At 47.2% G+C, this 24,928-nt stretch carries 18 protein-coding genes; 8 read left to right on the top strand and 10 right to left on the bottom strand.

Translation table 11 applies throughout. From position 1 onward, the window contains the following. Positions 1-36: 36 nt before the first annotated feature. Genes JYJ62_RS13740 through JYJ62_RS13725 form a run of 4 tightly spaced genes read left to right on the top strand, consistent with a single transcriptional unit; the run spans position 37 to position 3,725 of the window. Positions 37-2,502: a heavy metal translocating P-type ATPase gene (locus JYJ62_RS13740; RefSeq protein ID WP_232365804.1), complete on the top strand. Its 2,466-nt coding sequence runs from the start codon at positions 37-39 to the stop codon at positions 2,500-2,502. Further along, positions 2,499-2,912 carry a Cu(I)-responsive transcriptional regulator gene (gene cueR / locus JYJ62_RS13735; RefSeq protein ID WP_205342811.1) on the top strand — a complete coding sequence of 138 codons (414 nt, stop codon included), beginning with the start codon at positions 2,499-2,501 and terminating at the stop codon, positions 2,910-2,912. The genes JYJ62_RS13740 and cueR overlap by 4 nt, the downstream gene beginning before the upstream one ends. Next, a complete protein-coding gene (locus JYJ62_RS13730) occupies positions 2,912-3,250 on the top strand; it encodes a hypothetical protein (protein ID WP_205342810.1) in 339 nt (112 codons plus the stop codon). Before cueR ends, JYJ62_RS13730 begins: the two co-directional genes overlap by 1 nt. Positions 3,251-3,284: 34 nt before the next feature. Beyond that, positions 3,285-3,725, top strand: coding sequence for a DUF411 domain-containing protein (locus JYJ62_RS13725; protein ID WP_205342809.1), 441 nt, complete (start codon positions 3,285-3,287; stop codon positions 3,723-3,725). Positions 3,726-3,821: 96 nt separating this feature from the next. Here the strand turns inward: JYJ62_RS13725 and JYJ62_RS13720 are convergent, their stop codons facing one another. Next, entirely contained in the window at positions 3,822-4,298 is a 477-nt protein-coding gene (locus tag JYJ62_RS13720) for a flavodoxin family protein (RefSeq protein ID WP_232365803.1), read from the bottom strand. A 222-nt stretch (positions 4,299-4,520) separates the two neighbouring features. Between JYJ62_RS13720 and JYJ62_RS13715 the strand changes: the two genes are divergently transcribed. Further along, a complete protein-coding gene (locus JYJ62_RS13715) occupies positions 4,521-4,808 on the top strand; it encodes a DUF2782 domain-containing protein (protein WP_205342808.1) in 288 nt (95 codons plus the stop codon). 164 nt (positions 4,809-4,972) lie between these two features. Here JYJ62_RS13715 and JYJ62_RS13710 read toward each other — a convergent pair whose 3' ends face one another. The 8 genes from JYJ62_RS13710 to JYJ62_RS13675 all read right to left on the bottom strand — a co-directional run bounded on the left by JYJ62_RS13710 (position 4,973) and on the right by JYJ62_RS13675 (position 18,539). After that, the gene (locus JYJ62_RS13710; RefSeq protein ID WP_205342807.1) at positions 4,973-5,461 is read right to left on the bottom strand and encodes a flavin reductase family protein; all 489 of its coding nucleotides are present in this window, start codon (positions 5,459-5,461) and stop codon (positions 4,973-4,975) included. Positions 5,462-5,474: 13 nt separating this feature from the next. Beyond that, positions 5,475-6,671 (bottom strand): OmpP1/FadL family transporter, encoded by a 1,197-nt coding sequence (locus JYJ62_RS13705; protein ID WP_205342806.1) that lies wholly within the window; start codon positions 6,669-6,671, stop codon positions 5,475-5,477. Position 6,672: 1 nt separating this feature from the next. Beyond that, on the bottom strand, positions 6,673-7,920 hold the full coding sequence (locus JYJ62_RS13700) for a styrene monooxygenase/indole monooxygenase family protein (RefSeq protein ID WP_205342805.1): 1,248 nt from the start codon (positions 7,918-7,920) through the stop codon (positions 6,673-6,675). A gap of 122 nt (positions 7,921-8,042) precedes the next feature. Continuing rightward, complete coding sequence (locus JYJ62_RS13695) at positions 8,043-9,047, bottom strand: AraC family transcriptional regulator (RefSeq protein WP_205342804.1); 1,005 nt, start codon at positions 9,045-9,047, stop codon at positions 8,043-8,045. Positions 9,048-9,483: 436 nt separating this feature from the next. Further along, complete coding sequence (locus JYJ62_RS13690) at positions 9,484-11,607, bottom strand: BCCT family transporter (protein ID WP_205342803.1); 2,124 nt, start codon at positions 11,605-11,607, stop codon at positions 9,484-9,486. Between the two features lie 310 nt (positions 11,608-11,917). Further along, positions 11,918-13,378: a protein adenylyltransferase SelO gene (locus JYJ62_RS13685; RefSeq protein ID WP_205342802.1), complete on the bottom strand. Its 1,461-nt coding sequence runs from the start codon at positions 13,376-13,378 to the stop codon at positions 11,918-11,920. 29 nt (positions 13,379-13,407) lie between these two features. Next, the gene (mscK, locus tag JYJ62_RS13680; protein WP_205342801.1) at positions 13,408-16,716 is read right to left on the bottom strand and encodes a mechanosensitive channel MscK; all 3,309 of its coding nucleotides are present in this window, start codon (positions 16,714-16,716) and stop codon (positions 13,408-13,410) included. An 80-nt stretch (positions 16,717-16,796) separates the two neighbouring features. Then, complete coding sequence (locus JYJ62_RS13675) at positions 16,797-18,539, bottom strand: potassium/proton antiporter (RefSeq protein WP_205342800.1); 1,743 nt, start codon at positions 18,537-18,539, stop codon at positions 16,797-16,799. A 202-nt stretch (positions 18,540-18,741) separates the two neighbouring features. Here JYJ62_RS13675 and JYJ62_RS13670 point away from each other — a divergent pair, with 202 nt between their 5' ends. From JYJ62_RS13670 to yegQ, 3 genes are all read left to right on the top strand, one after another. Then, positions 18,742-19,209 (top strand): YiiD C-terminal domain-containing protein, encoded by a 468-nt coding sequence (locus tag JYJ62_RS13670; RefSeq protein WP_205342799.1) that lies wholly within the window; start codon positions 18,742-18,744, stop codon positions 19,207-19,209. A gap of 260 nt (positions 19,210-19,469) precedes the next feature. Then, on the top strand, positions 19,470-20,606 hold the full coding sequence (locus tag JYJ62_RS13665; RefSeq protein WP_420042850.1) for an NAD(P)/FAD-dependent oxidoreductase: 1,137 nt from the start codon (positions 19,470-19,472) through the stop codon (positions 20,604-20,606). Positions 20,607-20,730: 124 nt separating this feature from the next. After that, entirely contained in the window at positions 20,731-22,119 is a 1,389-nt protein-coding gene (gene yegQ, locus JYJ62_RS13660) for a tRNA 5-hydroxyuridine modification protein YegQ (RefSeq protein WP_205342797.1), read from the top strand. A gap of 43 nt (positions 22,120-22,162) precedes the next feature. On the opposite strand, the gene JYJ62_RS13655 is transcribed toward yegQ, so the two are convergent. After that, entirely contained in the window at positions 22,163-24,886 is a 2,724-nt protein-coding gene (locus JYJ62_RS13655; RefSeq protein WP_205342796.1) for a putative bifunctional diguanylate cyclase/phosphodiesterase, read from the bottom strand. Positions 24,887-24,928 lie beyond the last annotated feature (42 nt).

Below are 24,928 nucleotides of genomic sequence, written 5' to 3'. Positions count from 1 at the left end.
TCGTATAAGCTGATTTCAATCGCAGAAGTGATGACCATGACCAACTTACAGACCGTTCAAATTCCTGTTCGCGGCATGACCTGCGCATCCTGCGCAGGTCGAGTTGAACGCGGCCTGCTGAAAGTGGCGGGTGTTGAACAAGCTGTCGTGAATTTAGTCACCAGTGAAGTGATTGTCAGCCTAGCCGAGCCCGTACCTTTAAAAACGCTGGTAGAGGCGGTAGAAGAAAGCGGTTATCAAGTGCCATTGCATGGTTTTGATTACGCGGTTAGCGGCATGAACTGTGGCTCCTGCGTAGGGCGTATTGAAAAAGCCTTGGCGCAAAGCCCGATTGCCATCAGCTACCAAGTCAATCTAGCGACCAAGCAAGCGCATGTACAACTGCTCGCAGGCGAAGACCCAGAGATCATTAGCCAATGGCTGACTGAGCACAACTATCCGGCCAAGGTACTGGCCGATAATCAGCGCAAAGCCGATGACCTGAATACCCGCCAAGAAGCTGAACAAACGCAACTGAAAACGAAATTAAAATACGCGTTCTTATTTGCGACACCCTTATTTATTTTAGAAATGGGTGCGCATTTTATCCCGCCGTTTCATGATTTTTTACAGCGCACGTTTAACACTCAACACCTATGGTATGTGCAGGCTATCTTGGCCGCGCTGGTGTTGTTTGGTCCCGGCCGCGAAATTTTAATCATGGGTTGGCACGGCTTGCGCCGTCTTGCACCGGATATGAACTCCTTGGTTGCCCTGGGTACGTTAGCGGCCTTCAGTTACTCATTGATTGCCACCTTTATCCCGTCACTGCTGCCCGAGTCGACAGTTAATGTGTACTTTGAAGCCTCGGCGGTGATTATCGCGTTAATTTTACTCGGGCGTTATATGGAAGCGCGCGCCAAAGGCAATGCGGCAGATGCGATCAAACGTTTAATCAACCTACAGCCGCGTGAAGCGCGCGTGCTGGTCAATGGTAAAAGTCTTGATAAGCCCGTAGCAGAAATCCGTACGGGCGAAATCTTAGACATCCGCCCCGGTGAGCGCATTGCCCTAGATGGCGTAGTGGTTTCTGGAAAAAGTTTCGTCGATGAATCCATGCTCACCGGTGAGCCGCTGCCAGTAGAAAAAGAAACCGATGCCAAAGTGATTGGTGGCACAGTCAACCAAGCCGGCAGCTTGCAGGTGAAGGTTGAACAGATCGGTGCTAATACCGTACTGGCGCATATTATTCGTCTGGTTGAGCAAGCCCAAGGCAGTAAACTGCCGATTCAAGGTTTGGTCGATCGGGTGACCTTATGGTTTGTCCCAGCCGTGATGGTTGCGGCGTTACTGACCTTTATTGTCTGGATGATTTTCGCCCCTTCGCCAGCGCTGAGTTTGGCTCTAGTCAATGCGGTGGCGGTGTTAATTATTGCCTGCCCTTGCGCCATGGGTTTGGCTACGCCTACTTCGATTATGGTGGGTACCGGACGTGCTGCACAGCTGGGTATCCTGTTTCGCCAAGGCCAAGCGCTGCAAGAGCTCAAAGATGTCAAAGTCATAGCGGTGGATAAAACCGGCACCCTAACTGAAGGTAAACCGCAGCTCACTGATTTTACCGTGACCGCTGGTCAACAAGAAGACAGCGTTCTGGCTCTGGTGGCTGCAGTTGAGCAACAGTCCGAGCACCCAATCGCGCTGGCCATTGTGCAAGCGGCTGAACAACGTGAGCTGCACATTCCAGCCATTAACGAGTTTCAATCCATCACTGGCATGGGCGTACAAGCCACAGTCAACGACACGCTAATACAAATTGGTGCTGACCGCTTTATGCACAGTTTGGATATCAGCACCGATGACTTTGCCGCACAAGCCCAGCAATTGGGTGAGCAAGGCAAGTCACCGATGTACGCGGCGATTGATGGTCAACTCGCAGTGATGATGGCGGTCAGCGACCCAATCAAGTCCAGCAGTAAAGCAGCGATTGACCATCTGCATAAGCAAGGTCTACAGGTGGCGATGATTACCGGTGATAACCAATACACCGCCAACGCCATTGCGAAGCAGTTGGGCATTGATCATGTGGTGGCGCAAGTACTGCCCGAAGCTAAAGTCGAGGCAGTGAAAGCCCTGCAAGAAAAATATGGCAAGGTGGCCTATGTCGGCGATGGTATTAATGATGCGCCAGCCTTGGCTGCTGCTGATGTGGGCATTGCGATAGGTACAGGTACTGACATTGCCATGGACGCAGCCGATGTAGTGCTGATGTCTGGGCATTTAACTGGAGTGATCAATGCGCTGGCCTTATCTAAAGCTACTTTACGCAATATCAGCCAAAACCTATTCTGGGCCTTTGCTTACAATATTGCCTTGATTCCAGTGGCTGCAGGGATTCTCTACCCCTTCAATGGCACGCTGCTCTCACCGGTACTGGCTGCAGGTGCGATGGCGCTGTCCAGCGTCTTTGTGGTGAGTAACGCGCTACGTTTACGCGGCTTTACAGCACCCTTGGAGGCCATATGAATATCGGCGAAGCCGCTGCCGCTTCAGGCGTCAGCCGCAAAATGATTCGCTACTATGAAGAAACCGGCTTGCTGGCCACAGCACCACGCAGCGACGCCGGTTACCGCCTCTACAATGAGAGCGGCGTGCAGCAACTGCTTTTTATTAAACGTGCGCGCGATTTAGGTTTTTCTTTAGAGCGGATTAAAACCTTGCTCGACTTGTGGCAGAATACGGATCGACACAGCGCTGACGTTAAAGCCTTAGCGCAGCAATATATGGCCGAACTGGATCAAGATATTATGCATTTGCAAAGCATGCGCCAGCAACTCGCAGGGTTAGTCGATCAATGCCACGGCGATGATGAGCCGGCCTGTTCGATTCTTGACGGCTTAGCACAAGCCAACAGCCCATTAGCGAGCCCAACCTAATGCAACGCCTTGCGGCACTGCTGTCTAGCAACATTTGCACTGTGCTGATGTTGCTGCTGTTAATTTTTCTATCGCTGCCGGCCGCTTTCGCACAGCCTATGTCAGCAGCGCAGTCCAGCAGTATGCACAGCCAGCATGAGTCAAGCGCCTCTGTGGTGATTGATTGTGATGCTGATTGTGCCGGCACTGTGCACCACTGTTGCCTGTATGCGCTGGTCAGCCAGCAAGCACTGCCCATTTTTCAGCCCAACACAGTGCGCTCAAGCCTGCTGTCTTATTTTTTCAGCTCCAGAGACATTACTCCGCTCACGCAGCCACCCAAGACGACTTCGAGTTAATTAATTCATCATTTTTTAATTACGGAGTACGACCATGCAAACATTATTCACTCGTCTGATCTCAATCGGTGCATTCAGCTTATTCGCCAGCCAAGCAGTGGCTGCACCCATCGACGTCACCCTGCACAAAGACCCTAATTGTGGTTGCTGCGTTGAGTATGCGCACTATTTAGAAGACAACGGCTTTAACGTCACCCAAATCGACCACGCCAATATGACCCCGGTGAAGCAACGCTTAGGCACCGCGCAAGCAGCCAGTTGCCATACGGTAGAAATTGAAGGCTATGTGGTTGAAGGCCATGTACCGGTCGCAGCGATCAACAAGATGCTGACCGAACAGCCGGACATTAAAGGTCTAGCCTTGCCTGGTATGCCAATGAACTCACCGGGAATGGGGCCAGAGAAGAAAGGCAGTTTGCAGGTGTTGCAACTGGATGCACAGGGCAAACCGACTGGTATTTATATCACCCTGTAAGTAACCTTTTGGGCTAAAGCCACGACCTACAACCCGAGTCCTTGCAGCTCATACGTTGTAGGTCGTCCCTTCAGGGCGACACAGTACTGCAATAAACTAAAAAATACCCGCCTCTAAACCTGCTGCTAGCGACATCCCCAACTCTTCGCATTGCGCTAAAAACGCCTCATCCCACGGGCCTTTACACAGCAACGGCTCTTGCACTTGCTGCCAGCGTAAACCGGTAAGAATGGTATTGAGCGCACGCAAAGTACCGGTACCATCATGTCCGGCGCGCACCACTAAGGCACAGGCTAAACCTTGTTTCTCTTCTAGAACGGGATAGTAGCATCGATCGAAAAAATCCTTCATCGCCCCACTCATGTAGGCGAGATTTTCCGGCGTCAGCAGAATAATCGCATCAGCAGCCAGCACATGCTCAGGTTCAGTCTGTAATGGATTGACATGCTGCACATCGACATTATCGATATCCGCATGACGTGCCCCCGCCAGTATGGCATCGAGCATACGTTGTAAATTTTTCGATGGCGTGTGAGCAACAATTAATAGTTGTTTACGTAACAAATCAGTCATCTTCATCTCCCTCAGCAATCACTGCTTATGGATGCAATTTTTACTATACCTCAATGCTACTAGCAGTTCTTATTAGCGGCGAAACTGTTGATTTAACCGGGTTAAGTCTGTCAACCACGCAACAAAGCTTCCCTACTGGCTAATATCCTCAACACGAGCAGCAAGGCTCTTGCTAAACTACAACCCATACAAAGCCAACTCAGTCGATAAAGGATAAAGACTATGCGTACTACTCTACAGCGCTTAACCCTAGCCGGTATCTTGCTCGGCTGCCCTCTAATTGGTTTTGCCGAGGAATCAGTGAGCGGCGAACCTGATGTCACTATTGTACAAAAGGGCGATAAAACTGTTGAAGAATACCGTGTTAATGGCTTTTTATACGCGGTAAAAGTAACGCCTAAAAAAGGTAAGCCATACTTTTTAGTGCGTGCCGATGGCAGTGATGGCAACTTTATCCGCGCAGATAAGCCAGAATTACGTATTCCATCGTGGGAAATTTTTAGCTGGTAAGGGAGCTGAGCTTGAGTTTAACTCTCGAATCAGTCGTAATAAACAGATAATGACTTAACGAAAAAGGCGCTCAATTGAGCGCCTTTTTTATCGATCTTGTATGCTTATGCTGAGCGGCCCGCTGTACTCTGATGCCATGAGTTACAACAGCTGACACTGATCATTTATTCAGCGTTAGCAAGCACTGCATAACGACCACAATGAAATAATAACGGCTTCACTTCATTATCCTTTACATGCTCCATACGCAACACACGGCCAACAATGATGGTGTGGTCACCACCATCATAGCGATGCTCAACACTGCACTCAAAGCGAGCAGGGCAATTAGACAGCAGCGGCACAGCGCCTAAACCCTCACAGACATCTAAGCCACTGAACTTTTCTTCTGAGCTGCGCCCAAAACGATTCGACCATTCCTGATGTTCATCGCCCAACACATGCACCGCAAAGTGTTCTGCTTTAGAAAAAGCAGAATAACTATAAGCGTTGCGCCCAATACTCCATAAAATCAATGGAGGATCCAATGAGACAGTATTAAAGCTACTGGCTGTCATGCCAACAGGTTGACCAGCACAATCACGTGTTGTCACTATGGTTACGCCGGTCGCAAAATGCCCTAATGCAGCACGAAGAGATTTTTGATCAATCATTTGTAGTCTCCTTTTAGAACAGATAGCTGTAATTGAGTGAGAGCCAATGCTGTCCCATATAGGGTGAGCTCAAAGCATCAGGCGCAGCACCTTGACCAGAAACCTTATCTTTAAAGGATCGGGCATAGGCTATTGAAAGTTCGTTATTATTTTCGAATGTATAGGTACTACCGACAGTAATATGTCGATGATTCGCTGCTGGGGCCAAGGTCCCGAGAAAGCCATCGCGGCTATGCAGGAGTTGATTGGCATCGTTATAGCCAGCACGTACAGTCAGCTTGCGGTTGATCTCGTAAGCAACACCCACTTTATAGACAGTCTGGTCACGCCAACCGAAGCCAGGACCATTACTGTCGCCAGGGGCACCCGAAGCCCTAGTAACACCGCGATTACCAAAGGCGTTAACATCACTCCATAATATTCTTTGTACATCAGCCGCAAGCGTCCAAGGGCCATTTTTATAGGCTAAACCAATACCGTAATTAGACGGTAGATCTAAATCCCCACCCTCGGCCAGCAGATTTTTAAAGCGTTTAAGCTTGGACATATAACCACGGGTTGCATAACTCAGACCGAGCGTTAAGTCATCGGTAATATTGCCTAAGTAGCCCAGACGTAAACCATAGCCATACGAGTCATCTTTGCCTTCCGGCAAGCCGATACTGCCGGTTCCTCTGATCTCTAACTGTTGTCTGATTAATAGAACACCGATACCGAAGCTATGCTCAGGCGTCACATTTTTGGCATAACCCAGTGTTGCTACCATTTGTTGGAATTCAGATTTAGGCTTTAATAATCCGCCAATATTACTGTCTCTGCCATAAGCCGTGCCTACGCCGTTACCGACCACTGCAAGGCCAACACTGCTGGTTTCATCAAGGTTATAATTCACACCAAATTGAGGAATCACATAGAGGTTTTTATCTCTTGAACCATCAAAGGTTGTTCCGGCAAACTCAGTACCATTATCCACCTTGAGAAAAGCTGCTCCAACATCAGCGCGGTTGCCTAAGCGGGCAATACCTGCAGGGTTGGATGCTAAAACCAAGGAATCTTGAGGTAAGGCCAAAACAACCCCACCCATACCTTCAGACTTCACACCATAACCATGAGGCATCGTGCCTTGCGTTGCTAAAGCAGCATTAAAGGGTGTAGCCGCTAGCGCTAAAAGCACCAGGCTGCCAAGGTGAGTTGATCGATAAGTTTTCATATTAAGACGCCTTTGCCAAAGCAAGACTCTTAAGAAGTTTCTCAGTTTTATCTGCATCATAAAACCAAGGCGCTAAGGTTCGTGGATCATCAAAACCCTTCGCCAGCGTCTCAACCAGTGCTTGGTTATCATTACCAGCAGTAACCACACGCAATAGATTGTCAGTCGGTGGCAAAATAAAGCTGTTGACTAATTTGGCAGCCGATCCCGCATAGGACCAAAACTGCTCAGAAGTATCGTGCTTCCATTCGTCATCAAAGGCTCGGTCTTGATGCTTAATAATGGCTGCTAAATAAACATGTGCACACTTACTGGCATTATTGGATCCTTGCCCTGTCATTGGATCATTTAGAGCCAGCACATCAGCCATGCCGAGCACTGTGCGTCCAGAAGGAAGAACACCGATAGCTTTACGGACAGTGGGTGTCACGCTACCCGCTAGAATGCCGAGATCATCGGTTAAGGTTAGATTTTTGCAGCGATACGCTTCCCATGGAAAGAATTCATGGATTAAATCAACGGCACGCTGTAAATGCTCTTGCGGAGTTTTAACATCATCCCAACAATCCATTGGTCCACCTGGAACGCCTTCTAGGTTAATAATGTCGCAAGGGCCCGAATGCGTTAAGCCAGGGAAATTAATATACTCACCGATACCGGGGCGGATACTGATATTAATTGAGCTGTGGTCTGTTTCTGGCAGCATGCCATGCACATAGGTGAGGGCAATTTTTCTTTGTGGCCTATCGATTTCACTGCGTTCATCGTCGCGTGGGAAGAGTTTATTTATGTCCCCTTTACCACTGGCGACAATCACTAGATCGCTAGAGTCGGCATAAAACTCAAGGTCTTCGATGCCCGCTTCTTGGTAAATTAAATGGCCACCCAGTGCTTCAAACTCCGCCATCCAGCGAGGCATTTTTATTCTTTGATCAACGGCTTGTACCGGCGTTAAATTCACATCTTTCCAGTTAACTTTCCAGTCAACCATAAATGCGTCCGCTTCAAAACCAACACGCACATATAAGCCATTCGCCGCTGGGCACTCATCGTCCCAAAATGACAGCCCGAAATCTCGCTCAATGTCGATCGCCATACCATACATCGACTGACTTGAAGGCACGCGACCCTTTGCAATGTCCTCAGCAGTACGGTTCGAAACGATATTAACCGTATAACCGTTTTTTAACAGACCAATTCCGAGTTGTAATCCAGCTTGTCCAGCACCAATTATTGTTATTGTTCTCATGACGTCGTACTCCGTTATCAATTTAAGGCCAACTTCTGTTTGACATAAATCAATATGGAGCACTGGATTCTTTGCTGATATTCACTCACTGCAACAATTGTGCTGAAAATGCACTTATCTTCTTAATGCGCGCGAATTAATGTATCCCTTGGGCTCTCGCCGTAACGCTTTTTATAGTCGTTAGCCATTCGTCCAAGCTGATAAAAGCCCCAGCGAGTAGCCACATCGGTGACATTTCTCGGCTGACTAGGGTCCAGCAGATCCTGATGCACACGCTGCAAGCGCACATCAAGCAGATAACGCATCGGACTTAATCCAAGAAATTTTGCAAAGCCATAAAATAATGTTCGTCCATTAACACCAGTTATATTAACTAAGGTTTCGATAGTAATGATTTGATCGGGGTAAGCCTGCATAAATTCCGTTGCTTTTTTCAAGTGCCTCGGTAATATTTTCGGACTATTGTCCTTAAGTAAATCACTAAAATTATGCGGATGCCAAGCAAGGAGCGTTGTCATTATATTTTGCTCCAATTGGCTCCTAATTAGCGGCAAATCAAATAACTGAGGAGAGCTTTGTATTTCTGCATATAAATGTTGAATAGCACCGCTCCAAGCTATTCCAGAAGGTTGTATCAAACTCATATCTGCAGAAAACCTTAACTGCCCAGGAATACGGCATCCGAAAATATTAGCAGCATGCCTTTCGAGTGCCTCCTTATCTATTTTAACAACCAACTTACGGCAATTATGGCTCCAGCTCATCTCTAGGGATTCCTGCGGAGAGTGGACAGTACCATTAGATTTATCACTAAAGTGCTCAACTCCATTTATACGAGTTAAATCATTACCTTCAACCGGAAGCTGGATCAAATAGAAGCTCTCAAGCGGTCCTGGTTTAATATTTACATAAGCTCCATAGCTCATATTACTTAAGCTAATCGCACCAATGTTAAAGTGTTCATGACTGTAGTCTAATAATGCATTATGTCTCACTAGCAACTTATGCTCACAAAAAACAGAAGCCACTAAACTCCGCGTTTCATCAAGATCATTTGAGCGCAGTAGTTTAATATTTTTATTTGCTGATTCTGTATCTACTAATCCTAAGCTTTTCCTTGAGTTCATAAGCACCTCAATAAGTAGCCTTTTTTATTTTTATTTTTTCAACTATTTTCTATCTGACAGATAACAGTTCGTTTTGTATAAAACACCAGCCAAGTCTCAGTAAACACCCTAAACCCACTATCATGACCGCAATACTGGCGGGCTCAATAGATTATTTTATAGCCGACGTAAGCAAAAATGGATATTACGTCTTTGCTACGGCAAGCGAGCTCCATTTAGTTACAGCGCTATCCCAGTAGTGCAAAATGCAGCCTTACATCTGAATCCGCGCCGACAAGCCAGAATTACGTATTCCATCGTGGGAAATTTTTAGCTGGTAAAAATCAGGGTACAAAAAAGGCGGCACTGTTGATCAGGGCCGCCTTTTTTGTTACGTCTGGCTGTAGGTGTGCAGTCATGATTGCACACCTACAGATTACTTAAAGACTCCCCCGTCTTACAGCGGCTTGCCTAATATTTCCACGGCAGATGCAGGTACAGGTGATGGCGCGTTTTCATCGCCAATTTCACCATGCCCCACCAAGTCATCGTCATGCTCGGCCATATTCCACGGCAAAATGCCAGGTGAGATATGCAGGAAGTGCAGATACTTCTCAAACTGATCAAGAATATCTGTAATGATATCTTGCTCATCATAACCGTACACATCATAGGCCTGACCACCGCGACGTAAGAACACTTCAGCGCGGTAGTACTGCTCATCGTCCGTTTTGCCAGTGGTTATCGGGAATGAAAAGTCAGGCATGGCATAAGCACGTAAGCGAATTTCATAAATGAACTCCAGCTTACCTTCCTGAAATACTTGAAATTGCGCGCGCAAGTTTTGCTCATCAAAGATAACTTCAGCCACCCAGCCTTTTGCTTCCAGCTCCTGCTCAACTTTTTTCATACCTTGAATACCAGTGGTACGAATAAATTTTTCTACTGCTTCGCATTGCGGGAAATCAACCAAGTTGGCTAATCGTTTTTTCCAATAACCTGGACCCGACTTATAACCGCCTGGAGTGGACTGCATATGCTGGCTCAGACTCATCTCTTGATGCCCTTCAATAATCAAGGCACGCCACATGCCAACCATAGCAATCAGCATAATCACAGCAAAGGGCAAGGCGCTGACAATACTGGCTGTTTGTAAGGCGCTCAAGCCACCAGCTAACAACAAGGCCGCAGCCACGAGGCCCTGCATTGAAGCCCAAAACACACGCTGCCAAACCGGCGTCTGTGTCACACCACCTGATGCCAGTGAATCAATCACGATTGAACCTGAGTCCGATGAAGTCACAAAGAAGGTAATAATCAAAAATATCGTTAAGAACGATACGATCGAAGTGAAGGGCAACAGCTCAAATAACTTAAATAGCGCCACCGCATGGTCGTTCTGCACTTGCCCAATCAGCTCGCTATAACCATCGACCATAATCAGATGCAGTGCGGTATCGCCAAATACTGAGAACCATAAAAAGGTAAAGACAGTTGGCACCACCATTACACCAACGACAAACTGGCGAATGGTACGACCACGACTGATCTTGGCGATAAACAGTCCCACAAACGGCGCCCAGGCAATGGTCCAGCCAAAGATAAACAGCGTCCAGTTACCAATCCAGTCACTCGAGGTATAGGCCTGCAAACTAAAAGTGCGTTCAACAATATTGCTCAAGTAGCTACCCGTATTCTCCATAAAGGTATTGAGAATAAAGACTGTTGGACCGACGGCAAAAACAAACAGCATCAACGCAACAGCTAACACAATATTCAGAATGGATAAGCGCTTCACGCCTTTATCCATACCGGCCACCACCGATAAGGTGGCCAAGGCGGTAATCGCCACCAAGGCAATCAGTTGTACTGTGGTATTAACCGGTATCGACGGCCATAAGTAATTCAGTCCGGCGTTAATTTGCGCCACGGATAAACCCAACGAGGTGGCAATACCAAACATGGTGCCCAAAATCGCAAAAGTATCGACGGTATGCCCAATGGGTCCGTGAATTTTTTCACCAATCAGCGGATACAAAGTGGAACGCATCGACAGCGGCAAACCGTGACGGAAAGCAAAGTAAGCTAACGATAGACCGACTAAACCGTAGATCGCCCAAATATGGAAACCCCAGTGAAAGAAGGCAATCTGCATCGCTTGCTTCGCTGCATCAACGGTAAGTGCTGCTCCTGTTGGTGGTGAGGCGTAATGCAAGACCGGCTCAGCGACACCAAAGAACAATAAGGCAATCCCGTAACCCGCAGAGAAGAGCATGGCAAACCAAGCAAAGAAACTGTATTCAGGCTCGGCATGATCAGGTCCGAGCTTGATATTGCCCCAACTGCTAAACGCCACTGAAACAATAAAAACCAAGAAAATCGCCACAGCCAACATATAAAACCAGCCAAAAGTGGTGGTGATATAGGCCAAGACATCGGCAAACAACGCCCCTGCTCTTTCAGGGTTACTCATGGTACCAACCACCATCAGTACGATGACCAGGACCGAAGGGACAAATACAGGAAGAAGGATGGTAGAAACTTTAGACGACTTATCTGTGGTCGTTTTATCTGAGGTCATAGTAGGAGCTCCTTTATCTATGCTCAATTTTCAGCGCCAATGTCAGTCAGTTTGAGACATATTTACCGTCAGCAATATGCAAAAAAACGCAGCCATTGGTCACGGGTACGCACTTACGAAAAAGTAACCCTGTCACAGTAAAAATTTGTGTGCAATAAAAAATGTCGTTAAAAATCGGCTAAAGACAGCAAAACCATAGCGAAATTTTGCTATTTATAAAGAAGCGTAAGAGGAGCACAACTGTACCTAATAGCCATCTGCGGTGCTATAGATGAGCATTCGCAGATGGCACTTTAACCCGGTACTGCGCTTATGAAGAGCAGCTAATAGATAGATGCTTGCCCCATTGCGGTGGACGCTGCGCGTACTCTGCGCAGCCGCTTTGCTCGATAAAAGGTGTACTAAGAACCTGATGCAATTGATGCAGCGGTGCATAGTCACCGTCTTCAGCGGCTTCGATGGCGATTTGGATCAAATAATTGCGCAGCATATACAGCGGGTTCACCGCATGCATCTGCGTACGTCGTTGCTCTTGAGTCCGCGCATCGTTGGCAGTGCGCGCAATAAACTCACTGCTCCAGTCATCAAACGCAGCTCGATTAATAAACTCATCAGCCATGCTTGTTAGTGCCTCAGCTACCGGCAACTCACCCAAGCGGCGAAAAAACAGCGTGTAATCCGCAGCACTATTGTTAAGCTGCAATAATAGTTTTTCAATCAATGCTGCATCGCTGGCACGCTTATCGATCAAGCCAAGACGCGCACGCATGGCTTGCAAATAAGCCTGCTGCTGGATATCGGCATAGTCATCCAAAATATCTTGTAAGCGTTCAACCGGCAGATGACGCGTCATGGTTTCTGCCAACGCAGTAAGATTCCAATAACCAACAGCCACCTGCTGATTAAAGGCATAACGGCCATGATTATCAGAGTGGTTACAGATATGCGCCTGTTTAAAATCATCTAAAAAAGCATAGGGACCAAAATCAAAGGTCAGCCCGAGAATCGACATATTGTCGGTATTCATCACGCCATGACAAAAACCATACGCCTGCCACAAAGCAATTGTCTCTGCTGTGCGCTTAACGACTGCGCTGAGCATTGCAGCCAAAGGTTGATCCGCGGTTAAGCATTCAGGATACAAGTCATTCAAAACATGCGTCTGCAGTTGTTCGAGCTCGGTATATTTTTGGTTGTAATAGAAATACTCGAAATGACCAAAGCGAATATGGCTCGGAGCCAGACGTAATAAGGTCGCCGCTGTTTCACGCTGCTCACGCCAGACCTGAGTCTGGGAGTCGGTCACACACAGAGCACGGGACGTAGGAATACCTAAAGTATATAAATACTCACTGGCTAAAAACTCGCGGATACTACTGCGCAATACTGCGCGACCGTCACCGCTGCGTGAAAAAGGCGTCAGTCCCGCGCCTTTTAAATGCACATCCCAGTGTTCTCCTGCGTTATTGCGTACTTCGCCCAATAGCAGTCCACGACCATCACCTAAACGCGGTGTATAGCCGCCAAACTGATGCCCAGAATAGACCATGGCGCGCGGCTCGATGTGCGGCCAATGCCACTCACCGCTGGCCAACTGCAGCAAACGTTTATCATCTGCCGTGCTGGGCGGAAGATCCAACAAGGCTAAAGCCTCAGCACTACAAATAACCATTTGTGGATGCTCTGTCGCCGAGGGTGTAACAACGGCAGAAAATGCATTACCTAAGCGCGCAAAACGTGCGTCAAACTCAAGGGTGTCTAGGCTTTTCATCGGATAGGCACTCCAGCTCTGCACAGCACTTAGGCTGTGGGGGCTTGATTATCAGTAAGCGGATTGTTTGGTATGTGAAGCAATGGCTGTTCTTTAGCATCAGTGTTTTTAATAAAAACATCCAACTGATTAAAGGCCATTTCAATATTATGCTCGCGAAAGCTCAACACAATGCGATTCAGAACTTCATCGGTAGACGGGTTACGATCGCCCAACTCACGCACATGAAAGCGCAACTCATGATCGAAAGTGCTGGCGCTGATCCCTAGAAAAAGCACAAGCGGAGCTGGCTCACGCATCACTCGTGGGTTTTCCTGAACGGCCTGTAGTATCAATTTACGCGCCAAATCTAAATCGGTTTCATAGGCCACGCCAATCTTAATAATCACGCGGGTAATAGTGTCAGAAAGCGACCAGTTAATGAGCTGATCGGTGACGAACACTTTATTTGGAACAATGATTTCTTTACGGTCAAAGTCAGTGATGGTGGTGGCGCGAATCCGAATCCGACTGACAGTCCCCGATAAGTTACCAATGGTAACCACATCACCAATCCGCACCGGACGTTCGAATAAGATAATCAAACCGGAAACAAAGTTGGCAAAGATCTCTTGTAAGCCAAAGCCCAACCCCACTGATAATGCAGCGACTAACCACTGCAATTTATCCCAACTGACCCCTAATGCGGATAAAGTAGCGACAAAACCCGTAGCAGCAATGGCATAGGATAAAAGTGTAGTGGTTGCATAGGCACTGCCTTGAGCTAACTGTAAGCGCGATAAAAACAACACTTCCAATAAGCCCGGCAAGTTACGCGCCAAGGCAAAGGTGATCAAGATAATCACCCCTGCGTCCAAGACATCACGCAGACTGATCGGCACCGCGGCACCATTGCTTCCAACATTTTCATAGAGTGTAATATTGTCTAGGTAAGCAAATAAAGATAATAAATCTGCCCACACCCAATACAAGCTAATAAAAAACATTCCCAACAAAATCAGACGTGCTAAGCGTAATGACTGCTCATTAATTTGTGTAATATCCAAGAGCATATCTTCTGTCGCCACTTCACCATCGAGGCCTTCTTTAGGTTGGTTTTGCTTAGCATCTTGAGCACGCTTCCATGCTAATCGACGTGCGGCCAAGGCCAGACCACGGACTAACACGGCTTCTAACAGTACCCAAATCAACACCAACGATAAGGTGTCCAGCAAGCGTCCGCTAAGCTTTAGTGCAGTGTAGTAATAGCCTGAGATCAACGCGGCAGCAAACAGCAGTGGCAAGAGCACGACCACTAAACCAATTAAGCGCCTAAATACTGAAGTGTTATCACTACTGTAACGACGCAACAGCAGGCGTCCCATAATCCAAGACAATAGCAGCAAACAAATCATCAGCAAGACAATACCGATCACATCTTCACTGAGCGCAGCGGGTTGGGCTTCAGCAATAGTCACCACCGCAGTCAACAGTAACGCAGTTAAGCCTAACGAGCGGATATGCGGTTGCAGGAAGACGACTTGTGCACGCGGCCAGCGAAAATGTAACAAGGCCATGCCATTGGGAGCGAGTATTCGGTAAGCGCAATAAAACACCAACCACACCTGCGCCATCCCCCAGAAAGCACGACCCACCTCGACATTATGCCCCTGTCCATCAGCCTGGAGCATCCACCCAATACTTGCTAAAACAATCGTGCCTGGTAAGGCTAAGAGCAGATTTAAAACAATTGCTCGCGGTGTATGCAGCTGACTATCATTACGAAAATGACCAATATCCGCATGTAAATTACGCAGTGCTTGTAAAATCGCTGAGCGCTTCCAAGCCGCTAACAATAGCATCAGCAACAGTGGAATAAACGACCACGCTTGCTTGACTAAACTCTGCCATATTTGACTGATTTCAACTGACCATAACACCGAACTGAGTTGATACTGTAAGCGCGCAGGTGCAGCTTTTAACCAGTCCCAATCCAAAGGTTTATTACTAGGAATCCAAAACATCTGCTCATCAAGAGTCAGACGCAGCGCAGCAGTCATACTTTGCAGCTGTTTTTGATTGAGCTGCAGAGTAATAGATTCGCTTAAGAAGGCATTAAGCTCGCGGTTTAAACGATCCAATAACTCCGCCCGCGAGCGTACTAAATCTAACAAGCTTGCACGCATAGTGGCCTGTTCATCACTCGGCTGCGCATCTTTTAGCGCGTTTTGCACATACTCATCCGGACGGCTGACGGTGTCGCGCAACTGGCGCAGTTCAAATTGATATAAACGCGTATCAGCGATTTGATCAGCCAAGGTACGGTCAAAACTTAACTGTGGCAGCGCTTGTTTTTGCTGATAAAGAATTTTTGCTAATAACAAACTGCCCTGCAAAACACTGATTTGCTCCTCAAGCGCCTGATCCGTTTGCTGGACGCTATCGAGCTGTTGGCGCACCAGTAAATTACGTTGGGTGAGCTGATTACGGCGCTCAGTGATCGTTAGCAAATAGTCGGACAGTTTTAAATTCAAACTGCTTTCGCGCAATAACAAACTGTCTGAACCGGCTTTACTCACTTCCAGTGATAATTCGGCTACGGTTTTTTCAGAATCAGCTTGACGCTTTTCATTGAGTAACGATTGCAAAGCCAGAATATCTTGCTCTTGTCGACGCACCTTATTTAATAAAAAATCATTGCGGTGGCTACCGAGTTCCTGCAATACACTGTTACCGGCTAACTCAGCACGGCGTAAATTGTTTTTACTTTCTAAGGCCAATAGTTCCGCTTTCAGCGCACTCATTCTTTCATTACTGAAAACTTTACTGCCCTCTTTTGCTGTTTTCAGCAAAGCATTGATCTCTTGAATGCGCGTCTGATTACCGCTGATTTCCGCTTGGGCACGCTCTGGTCGAGTTTGTGCGGTAACAATTAGACTATTAGCATCACTCAGTTCTTTCTGCAGTGCTCTTAACTGTAGGTTGCGTTCCGATAAAAGATGCTCAAGTTCGCTTACTGACGCCTGCGCAAGGCGCTTACTGAGGTCATCTTGCGGAGTGGTCAACAGGCGTTGCAAAGCCAGCTGCGCTTCAGCGATCTGCTTAGGAGCACCAGCCAATTGCTCTTGCAACTGTTGCTGAGCTTGTTCAGTGCGCTCAACGATATCAAGCCAAGCTAAAGCCTGCTCTAAGGCTTGTTGCGCCGCTTGTTGTTCAGCTTCTGGTAGTTTACGCGCTGGGAGATCAGTGAGTGCCTGGCGCATATCACTGGCCGTTAGAGCAGCATAGCTCACGCTTAACGGCAAGCCTACTAGACAGCAAATCATTGACAGCATCAGTAACAGTTTTCTATATTTCATCGGCTTAGGATATTCCCGTGAGTTCAAGCAATACAGCACTATGCCTACCCATGCAGTGCTTTATATGAGGCGCGCCAGCATCAAAAAACAGGCAACTCAGGACGCTTACCTTCAGGGAATCTCACCCCAACCTTACTGACCTTATTAGCTTCCATCAGTGCCACGGCCCACGTCAAACCCTGCCATTCAATATGGTCACCTAGCACTGCTTCGCCACCCACTGCTTGAGTAATAAACTCAGCTAAACTCAACTGCGGGCTGAGTTCACCCAGTTGCAAACCGTACACATCAGCAACCGCACCCAATTGCGCATCACCTTCGAGAACAAAGTCGCCGAAGAAGCGCATATCTAAGCCGCGCTGCGGCGCTTTACTGAATAAGCGTCCCAACGCAGGCAAATCATTTTCATGGCCAATCACACATAGAATATCATCGGCCTTAAGACGTGTACTACCGCTAGGGTGCAATAAACAGTTATCACGAAACAGTGCTGCAATTCGAGTGCCTTTCGGCATTTTAAGTTCACGTAACTGCGCATCAATGCACCATTTTTGACTGCCCAAACTGTAAACAAACAACTCCCACTGACTGGTGGCGTGAATTTCCAAACCCACCCGAGAAATCGGTACGGGCGCAGGCGGCAGATCAACTTTAGCTTTACGTGCAGCCCAAGACAAAGTCGAGCCTTGCAGCAACAGCGATACCAGCACAATAAAGAAGGCCACGTTAAAGAACAGTTGCGCATTGGGCAGGCCAGCCACCAACGGGAACACCGCCAAAATAACTGGCACCGCACCACGCAAGCCAATCCAGGAAATAAATACTCGCTCACGCGTATTAAAGCCGCGAAACGGTAAGAGTCCTAAAAACACCGACAATGGACGAGCAAACAAGATCATCCACAAAGATAACAATAAAGCTGGCACCGCAATCGGTAGTAACTCATGCGGTGTCAGTAGCAATCCCAACACTAAAAACATACCAATTTGGCTGAGCCAAGCTAGGCCGTCAAACATGTGCAGAATGCCGTGACGGTTACGAATGGGTCGATTACCCAGCACCATGCCACAGACATACACTGCTAAAATACCACTGCCGCCAACTTCGCCAGAAAAGGCATAAATCATGATACTGCCGCTGACTGCCAGCAGTGGATAGAGGCCATCAGCCACGGTGATGCGATTAATAATTTGCAGCAATAACCAGCCGCCACCCAGACCCAATAACGTACCCAGACCAAACTGGCGGATTAGGCTGCTAAAAAAATCCATACTGAAACTGGTTTCACCAGCGACCAACATGGCAATTAAGGTGACGGTTAAAAACATCGCCATCGGATCATTACTGCCCGACTCAATCTCCAAGGTCGAACCGACCCGTTCGTTGAGGCTTTTACCATTGAGCAAATTAAACACCGCAGCGGCATCTGTCGAGCCAACAATCGAGCCAATCAGCAAACCTTCTAACAGGGTTAAATTAAACAGCCAAGACGCCGCTAAACCGGTTAAGCCTGCGGTGAGTATCACGCCAAAAGTCGCTAAAGACAGGGCTGGCCAGAGCGCCACGCGGAAGGTAGCCACTCGAGTGCGCATCCCACCATCAAGCAAAATAACAGCTAAGGCCAAGTTACTGACTAAATAGGTTAAGGAGTAATCATTAAAGACAATACCGCCCACACCATCGGTACCGGCCATCATGCCAACGCCCATGAAAATAACCAGAATAGGAATACCGACACGCGAGGACACCGAGCTGACCAGAATACTGATAGCAACTAACAACCCACCAACAAAAAATATACTATTGGTTGCTATAGCATCCACAAGCGCATCTCCTTTTTATCAACAAAACAATACAACATGATTTTTAATTCTAACCTGTAGAGAACCGTTAATTTAAAACTTTGACAATTGTTCACCGCTTATCGTCACTGATGTATGGCACTTTGTGCATTTATAATCACTCAGTGACTACTGTACGCAGCCTAACGTCTGGCTTTATATATTGAACACAACGAGGACTACTATGCCCAGCCCATCGAACTCCAGTGCTTGCCAGCATTTAGCCAAGGTATTTGCTCACGATATTCCTTTAACGTCTGCGCTGGCCATTGCAGTACATGACTGGCAGGATCAACGCTTGCAGCTATATCTACCTTTGACTGAAAACCGTAACCATCAAGATTCGATGTTTGGCGGTAGTCTTTATTGCGCAGGGGTTCTCGCTTGCTGGGGCTGGTTGCACTTGCGACTTCGTGATGCAGGTATAAATACCACACATATCGTGGTTCAGGCAGGACAAATTGATTATCCGTTACCGGTATTCAAGAATGCAGCCGTTATTTGTGATGCACCAGATGAGGCAATTTGGACTCGTTTTTTCAATATGTATCAACGTCACGGTAAAGCACGGATCAGTTTAAGCAGCCGTATTTTGACCGAAGACGGCCAAGATGGCGCTTGCTTTACTGGGCAGTTTGTTTTGCATAGTTAAGGATAAGGACATTCCTCAAGCTGGATTAGCATGACCGTATGAGCTGACCATGCCTGCGACCTGCAGATTTGGGCTACTTCAAAGAGCGGACTGTAAATATTTGCGTGTGCCATACTGCGCTATTGCTGTTCTCCAGTTGAGAAACAATCGATTTATACATCTGTGCGAGCTAAAGCCGTTAAACTTAATTTTTATTTTTCAGGTGTCGAACTGTGCAAGCTGTGGATGTAATTATTGTGGGAGCTGGAGCCGCCGGTTTAATGTGTGCACTGACCGCAGCCCAGCGTGGCCGTCGCGTATTGGTGCTTGATCATGCCAATAAAGCCGGTAAAAAAATCCTCATGTCTGGCGGTGGGCGCTGTAACTTCACCAATATGTACACTGAGCCAGATAACTTTCTTTCAAATAACTCGCATTTCTGTAAGTCGGCACTGGCGCGTTACACCCAGTGGGATTTTCTCGAAATGGTGCAGCGGCATCAGATTGCTTATCATGAAAAAAAACTTGGGCAATTATTTTGTGATAATAAAGCCAGCGATATTCTCGAGATGCTACTGAGTGAATGCGCGGATGCTGGCGCGACCATTCAACTCAACACGCCAGTCAATACTATCCAAGCGCACGCTGATGGTTTTACTCTGCAATGCAATAAGCAAACCTTTAAATGTCAATCCTTAGTGATTGCCAGCGGTGGTTTGTCGATTCCAACCCTCGGAGCTAGCGGTTTTGGTTATCAAGTCGCTGAGCAATTTGGCCACAAAATCCTGCCAACCCGCGCCGGTTTAGTCCCTTTTACGATGACCGACCCACAGCTAAAAGAGTTCTGCACGGCTTTATCAGGCACCGCGGTGGATGATTGCGTGGTGCAGTGCAATGGTCAAAGTTTCAAAGAAGATCTACTTTTTACTCACCGCGGACTCAGTGGCCCGGTTATTTTGCAAATATCGTCTTACTGGCAACCCGGTGACAGTATCGGCATTGATTTACTGAGCGATCGAGATGCCAGCACCTGGCTGCTGGAGCAACAAGCGCAGCATCCTAATCTTGAGCTGAAAACCATACTCAGCGAATGTTTTACTCGCAAAATGGCACAACTGCTTTGCGAGCACTGGTTTACTAATACGCCACTCAAGCAATACAACACTAAACAGTTGACTGAAATCGGTGAGCGGCTGAATAACTGGCAACTCACACCCTCCGGCACCGAAGGTTATCGCACCGCAGAAGTTACCCTCGGTGGTGTAGATACCCAAGAAGTCTCCTCGAAAACCATGCAGTCGCAGAAACAAGATAATTTATATTTTATTGGTGAAGTCCTGGATGTCAGTGGTCACTTAGGCGGTTTTAACTTCCAGTGGGCATGGGCCAGTGGGCATGCTGCAGGCAGCGTGATTTAGTCAAATAAAACGCTGCCTTATAAGTCCCACGAGTTTACTTGGTTATTAATTGCCTCAAGCACTACGCTTGGGCAGTTAATGGCTGGTAGAATAGTCAAATATTTATATTTTCTTGAGTTTTGTTATGTCGACCCTCTTTCGTCCTGAGCTGTTGTCACCTGCTGGCACACTAAAAAACATGCGCTATGCCTTTGCTTATGGCGCTGATGCAGTCTATGCCGGTCAACCGCGTTACAGCTTGCGTGTGCGTAATAATGAATTTGACCATGCCAATCTGGCCATCGGTATTAATGAAGCCCATGCGCAGGGTAAGAAATTCTATGTAGTGGTGAATATTTCACCGCACAACGCCAAATTAAAAACCTTTATTAAAGATTTAGAGCCTGTGATTGCGATGGGCCCTGATGCCTTGATCATGTCGGACCCTGGTCTGATTATGCTGGTGCGTGAACATTTCCCGCAGATGAATATTCACCTGTCGGTGCAAGCTAACGCAGTCAACTATGCCAGCGTGAAGTTTTGGCATAGTCAAGGTTTGACCCGCGCCATTTTATCGCGCGAATTGTCATTGGATGAAATTGAGCAGATTCGCCATGAAGTGCCCGAAATGGAACTTGAGGTGTTTGTCCATGGTGCATTGTGCATGGCCTACTCCGGCCGTTGCCTGCTCTCTGGTTATATCAATAAGCGTGACCCCAACCAAGGTTCATGCACTAACGCCTGCCGTTGGGAATATAAAACCCACGAAGCCAAAGAAAACGAGTTAGGCGATATCGTGCATCAGTACGAGCCGATTGCAGCTGTACAGCATGCAGACCCAGCGCTCATGCAAGCCGCTGAACCTATCCTCGGTGTTGGCGCACCCACCAAAGAAGTCTTCCTACTGGAAGAAGCTCAGCGCCCAGGCGAATATATGGCCGTCTCCGAAGATGAGCACGGTACTTACATTATGAACTCCAAAGATTTACGTGCTGTTCAGCACGTGGAGCGCATGGTGCAGATGGGCCTACACTCATTAAAAATCGAAGGCCGGACTAAGTCGCACTATTATGTGGCGCGTACGGCACAGGTCTATCGCAAAGCCATTGATGATGCCGTCGCGGGCCGTCCTTTTGATAAGTCATTGATGGATACGTTGGAATCTTTAGCACACCGTGGTTACACCGAAGGTTTCTTACGCCGCCATGTGCACGATGAATACCAAAACTACGAGTACGGTTACTCGATCTCTGAGCGCCAGCAGTTTGTCGGTGAAATGACTGGTGAGCGTCGTGGTGATTTAGCTGAAGTGGTTGTGAAAAATCGCTTTGCGGTCGGAGACTCGATTGAGTTAATGACACCTCAAGGCAACATCACTTTTGATCTGAAATACATCGAAGATCAAAAAGGCAAAAGCCGCGATGACGCTCCGGGCGATGGCCATGTGCTGTTTATCCCCATCCCAGAAAACGTAAACCTAGAACATGCACTGCTGATGCGTAACCTGACCAGTGGTAACACCCGCGGCGCGTAAGACGTTTTAGCTCTGAGTCTTAGTGAGTCAAATCAACTAGGACTCAGACTTCAACCCTATGCTCAAGTGCGACAAGAAATTCAGTCAGTTGCTCAGCTGGCATAGGTCGAGCGATGAAATAACCTTGTGCTTCATCGCACAAATTATTTTTTAAGAAATCTATTTGCGCCTGCGTTTCAACCCCTTCGGCAATCACCAACAAGTTCAAACCATGAGCCATGGTAATAATGGCTCGAGTAATGGCGGCATCCTCTTCATTATTGGTCAGATCACGAATAAAGCTTTGATCAATTTTTACACTATTGGCAGGGAAACGTTTTAAATAACTGAGCGATGAATAACCCGTGCCAAAGTCATCAATAGATAAGTGCACCCCAAGTTCTCGTAGCTTTTTAAAGGTGGCAATAACATTTGGTGCGTTTTCTAACATTTGACTTTCAGTCAACTCAAGCTCTAGCAAGTAGGCTGGTAACCCCGCTTTATCTAAAGCATGCTGCACCACAGTCACTAAGTTACCTTGTCGCACATGAGCGACTGAGACATTCACTGACACACGAATAGGCATGCCTTGCTGCAACCACAAAACTGCCTGTCGACAAGCCAGATCTAATACTCGTTCAGTCATGGCCGCAATTAAGCCGGTTTCCTCTGCTAACGCTATAAACTCTCCCGGTGCCAGCAAACCACGTTGCGGATGGTTCCAGCGGACCAATGCTTCCGCCGAACGCACAGCGCCATCAGCTAAGGTTACTTTAGGCTGATAGTAAGCCTGCAATTGCCCTTCGTCGATGCCACGGCGTAACTGCTGCTCCAGTTGTAAGCGCTCTAAAGTACTGGCTTGCAACTGATTATTGTAAAACTGAAAATTATCACCACCCAAATGCTTCGCATACTGCATGGCCATATCCGCTTGCCTCAATAATGTAGTCGGCTCGCGGGCATTATCAGGCAAGATACTAATACCGATGGATGCACTAATAATCAGCTCGTTATCAGCGACCGTTAACGGTATACGAATATGCGATAAAATTGATGTCGCTAAACGCGCCAAGCTCGATATCGATACATAGCTATCTAGAATAATTGCAAACTCATCACCACCTAAGCGCGCGACAGTATTGGCCTCAGGTAATAACTGCGTCAGTCGACGACTAATATGTCGTAAAACTTGATCAGCAACTTCCACACTAAGACTGTCGTTGAGTACTTTAAAACGATCCAAATCAATATGCAGTAAAGCCATCGGGCTGTTGGTTTGGCGTGCATGCTCAGCGGCTTGATATAAATGTTTATGGAATAAAGCCCGGTTTGCTAGTCCCGTTAACTCATCGTATTGGGTCAGATAATTTAAGCGTTCATCAGCTTTTCGGCGTGCAGTCAAATCAGTAAAAAAGCCGATAATATGGGTAATATGCCCCTCTTTATCACGCACAATATGAATCTGTAGCCATTGTGGATAAATCTGGCCATTTTTACGTACAGCAACAGACTCACCCTGCCAGCTGCCATGTTCTTCGATGCTTGAGCGAATCAGCTGATACTGTCGACGTACTTCATCAGGTAAATCTGAAGAAAAAATAGAGCGACCTAAGACTTCTTCATGAGCAAAACCTGTCACTATTATGAAGGCTTGATTAACCGCTAAAATTGTATACTGCGGATCTAAAATCACAATACTTTCAGTGCTCGCATCAAACACACTTGAGGCTAACAGCAGTTGCTCATCGTGTTTCTTGCTTTGTGAGATATCACGGCGAGTTCCGAGCATTCGCAGCACTCGGCCCTGAGCATTGCGCTCGACAGCCTGACCACGGTCTTCAATCCACACCCAATGACCATCATGATGCTTGATGCGGTACTCAACGATGTAACCTTCAGTACGCTGCTTCATATGCTCAGTCATTGCTTTGCGCAGCACAGGTAAATCATCAGGATGTAATAGAGGCCGCAAATCACTGAGCACACCACGAACCTGATCATCATCTAAACCAAAAATATCTTTGGTGCGAGTATGATGAATCTCATCACTGACCAAATCCCAGTCCCAGAGCGCTAACTGACTGACATCCAAAGCCAGCTCTAAACGTTCTTGGCTTTTCCCCAATGCCTGTAATGCATCTTTTAACTCGAGGGTACGACTGTTCACACGTTGCTCTAAGCCCGCTTGCACGGTTAATAACTGTTGCTCAACCAGGTGTTTGCTAGCAATTTCTTGTGTCAGCTCGATATTTACAGCATCGGTCTCTTGCTGTGATCTTTGTAAGGTGCGGATGAGCTCCTGATTTTTAGCGCGATGCTGTAAAACCAAGCGCAATAAGCGATTCACTTGTGTAACAGCCGCAGTCATTGCGACCAAGTACATCAGCAGTAATAATCCAAGACCATTCAGTAGCTCAGAGTCTGCGCTTAAATACAGGTAAATAATGGGTAAAAACCCACAAATCACATAACAGACAAACAACCAAAAATTTACTGCAAAAGCAATACTGGATGAGATGGCAACAATGGATAACAGACCTAACAGCAATAACTGCTGACGCAAAGCTTCATCAGGGATAAATACAATCGCGAAAAACGCCAGCACAGAACCTGAAAAGCAGGCACAAGCAAATAGCAGATACAGCCAAATAGATGATGTTCTCTGAACCGGCGTCGCACGTTCAAATAGTCGAGCAGAGGTAAAACGTAGCGCTGCCAGCCCTAGAATTGCCACCATCCACATGCTCAGTAAAGAGACTGTAATTAAATCTGTGTAACTGTTTATCATTGACCCCTAACGGGAAGGATAGACAGACGATGAACAAAAAAG

Source organism: Denitrificimonas caeni, assembly GCF_905120345.1.
In the GTDB taxonomy this organism is placed as follows: domain Bacteria; phylum Pseudomonadota; class Gammaproteobacteria; order Pseudomonadales; family Pseudomonadaceae; genus Denitrificimonas; species Denitrificimonas caeni_A.
This window is presented reverse-complemented; position numbering and strand designations above follow the sequence as displayed.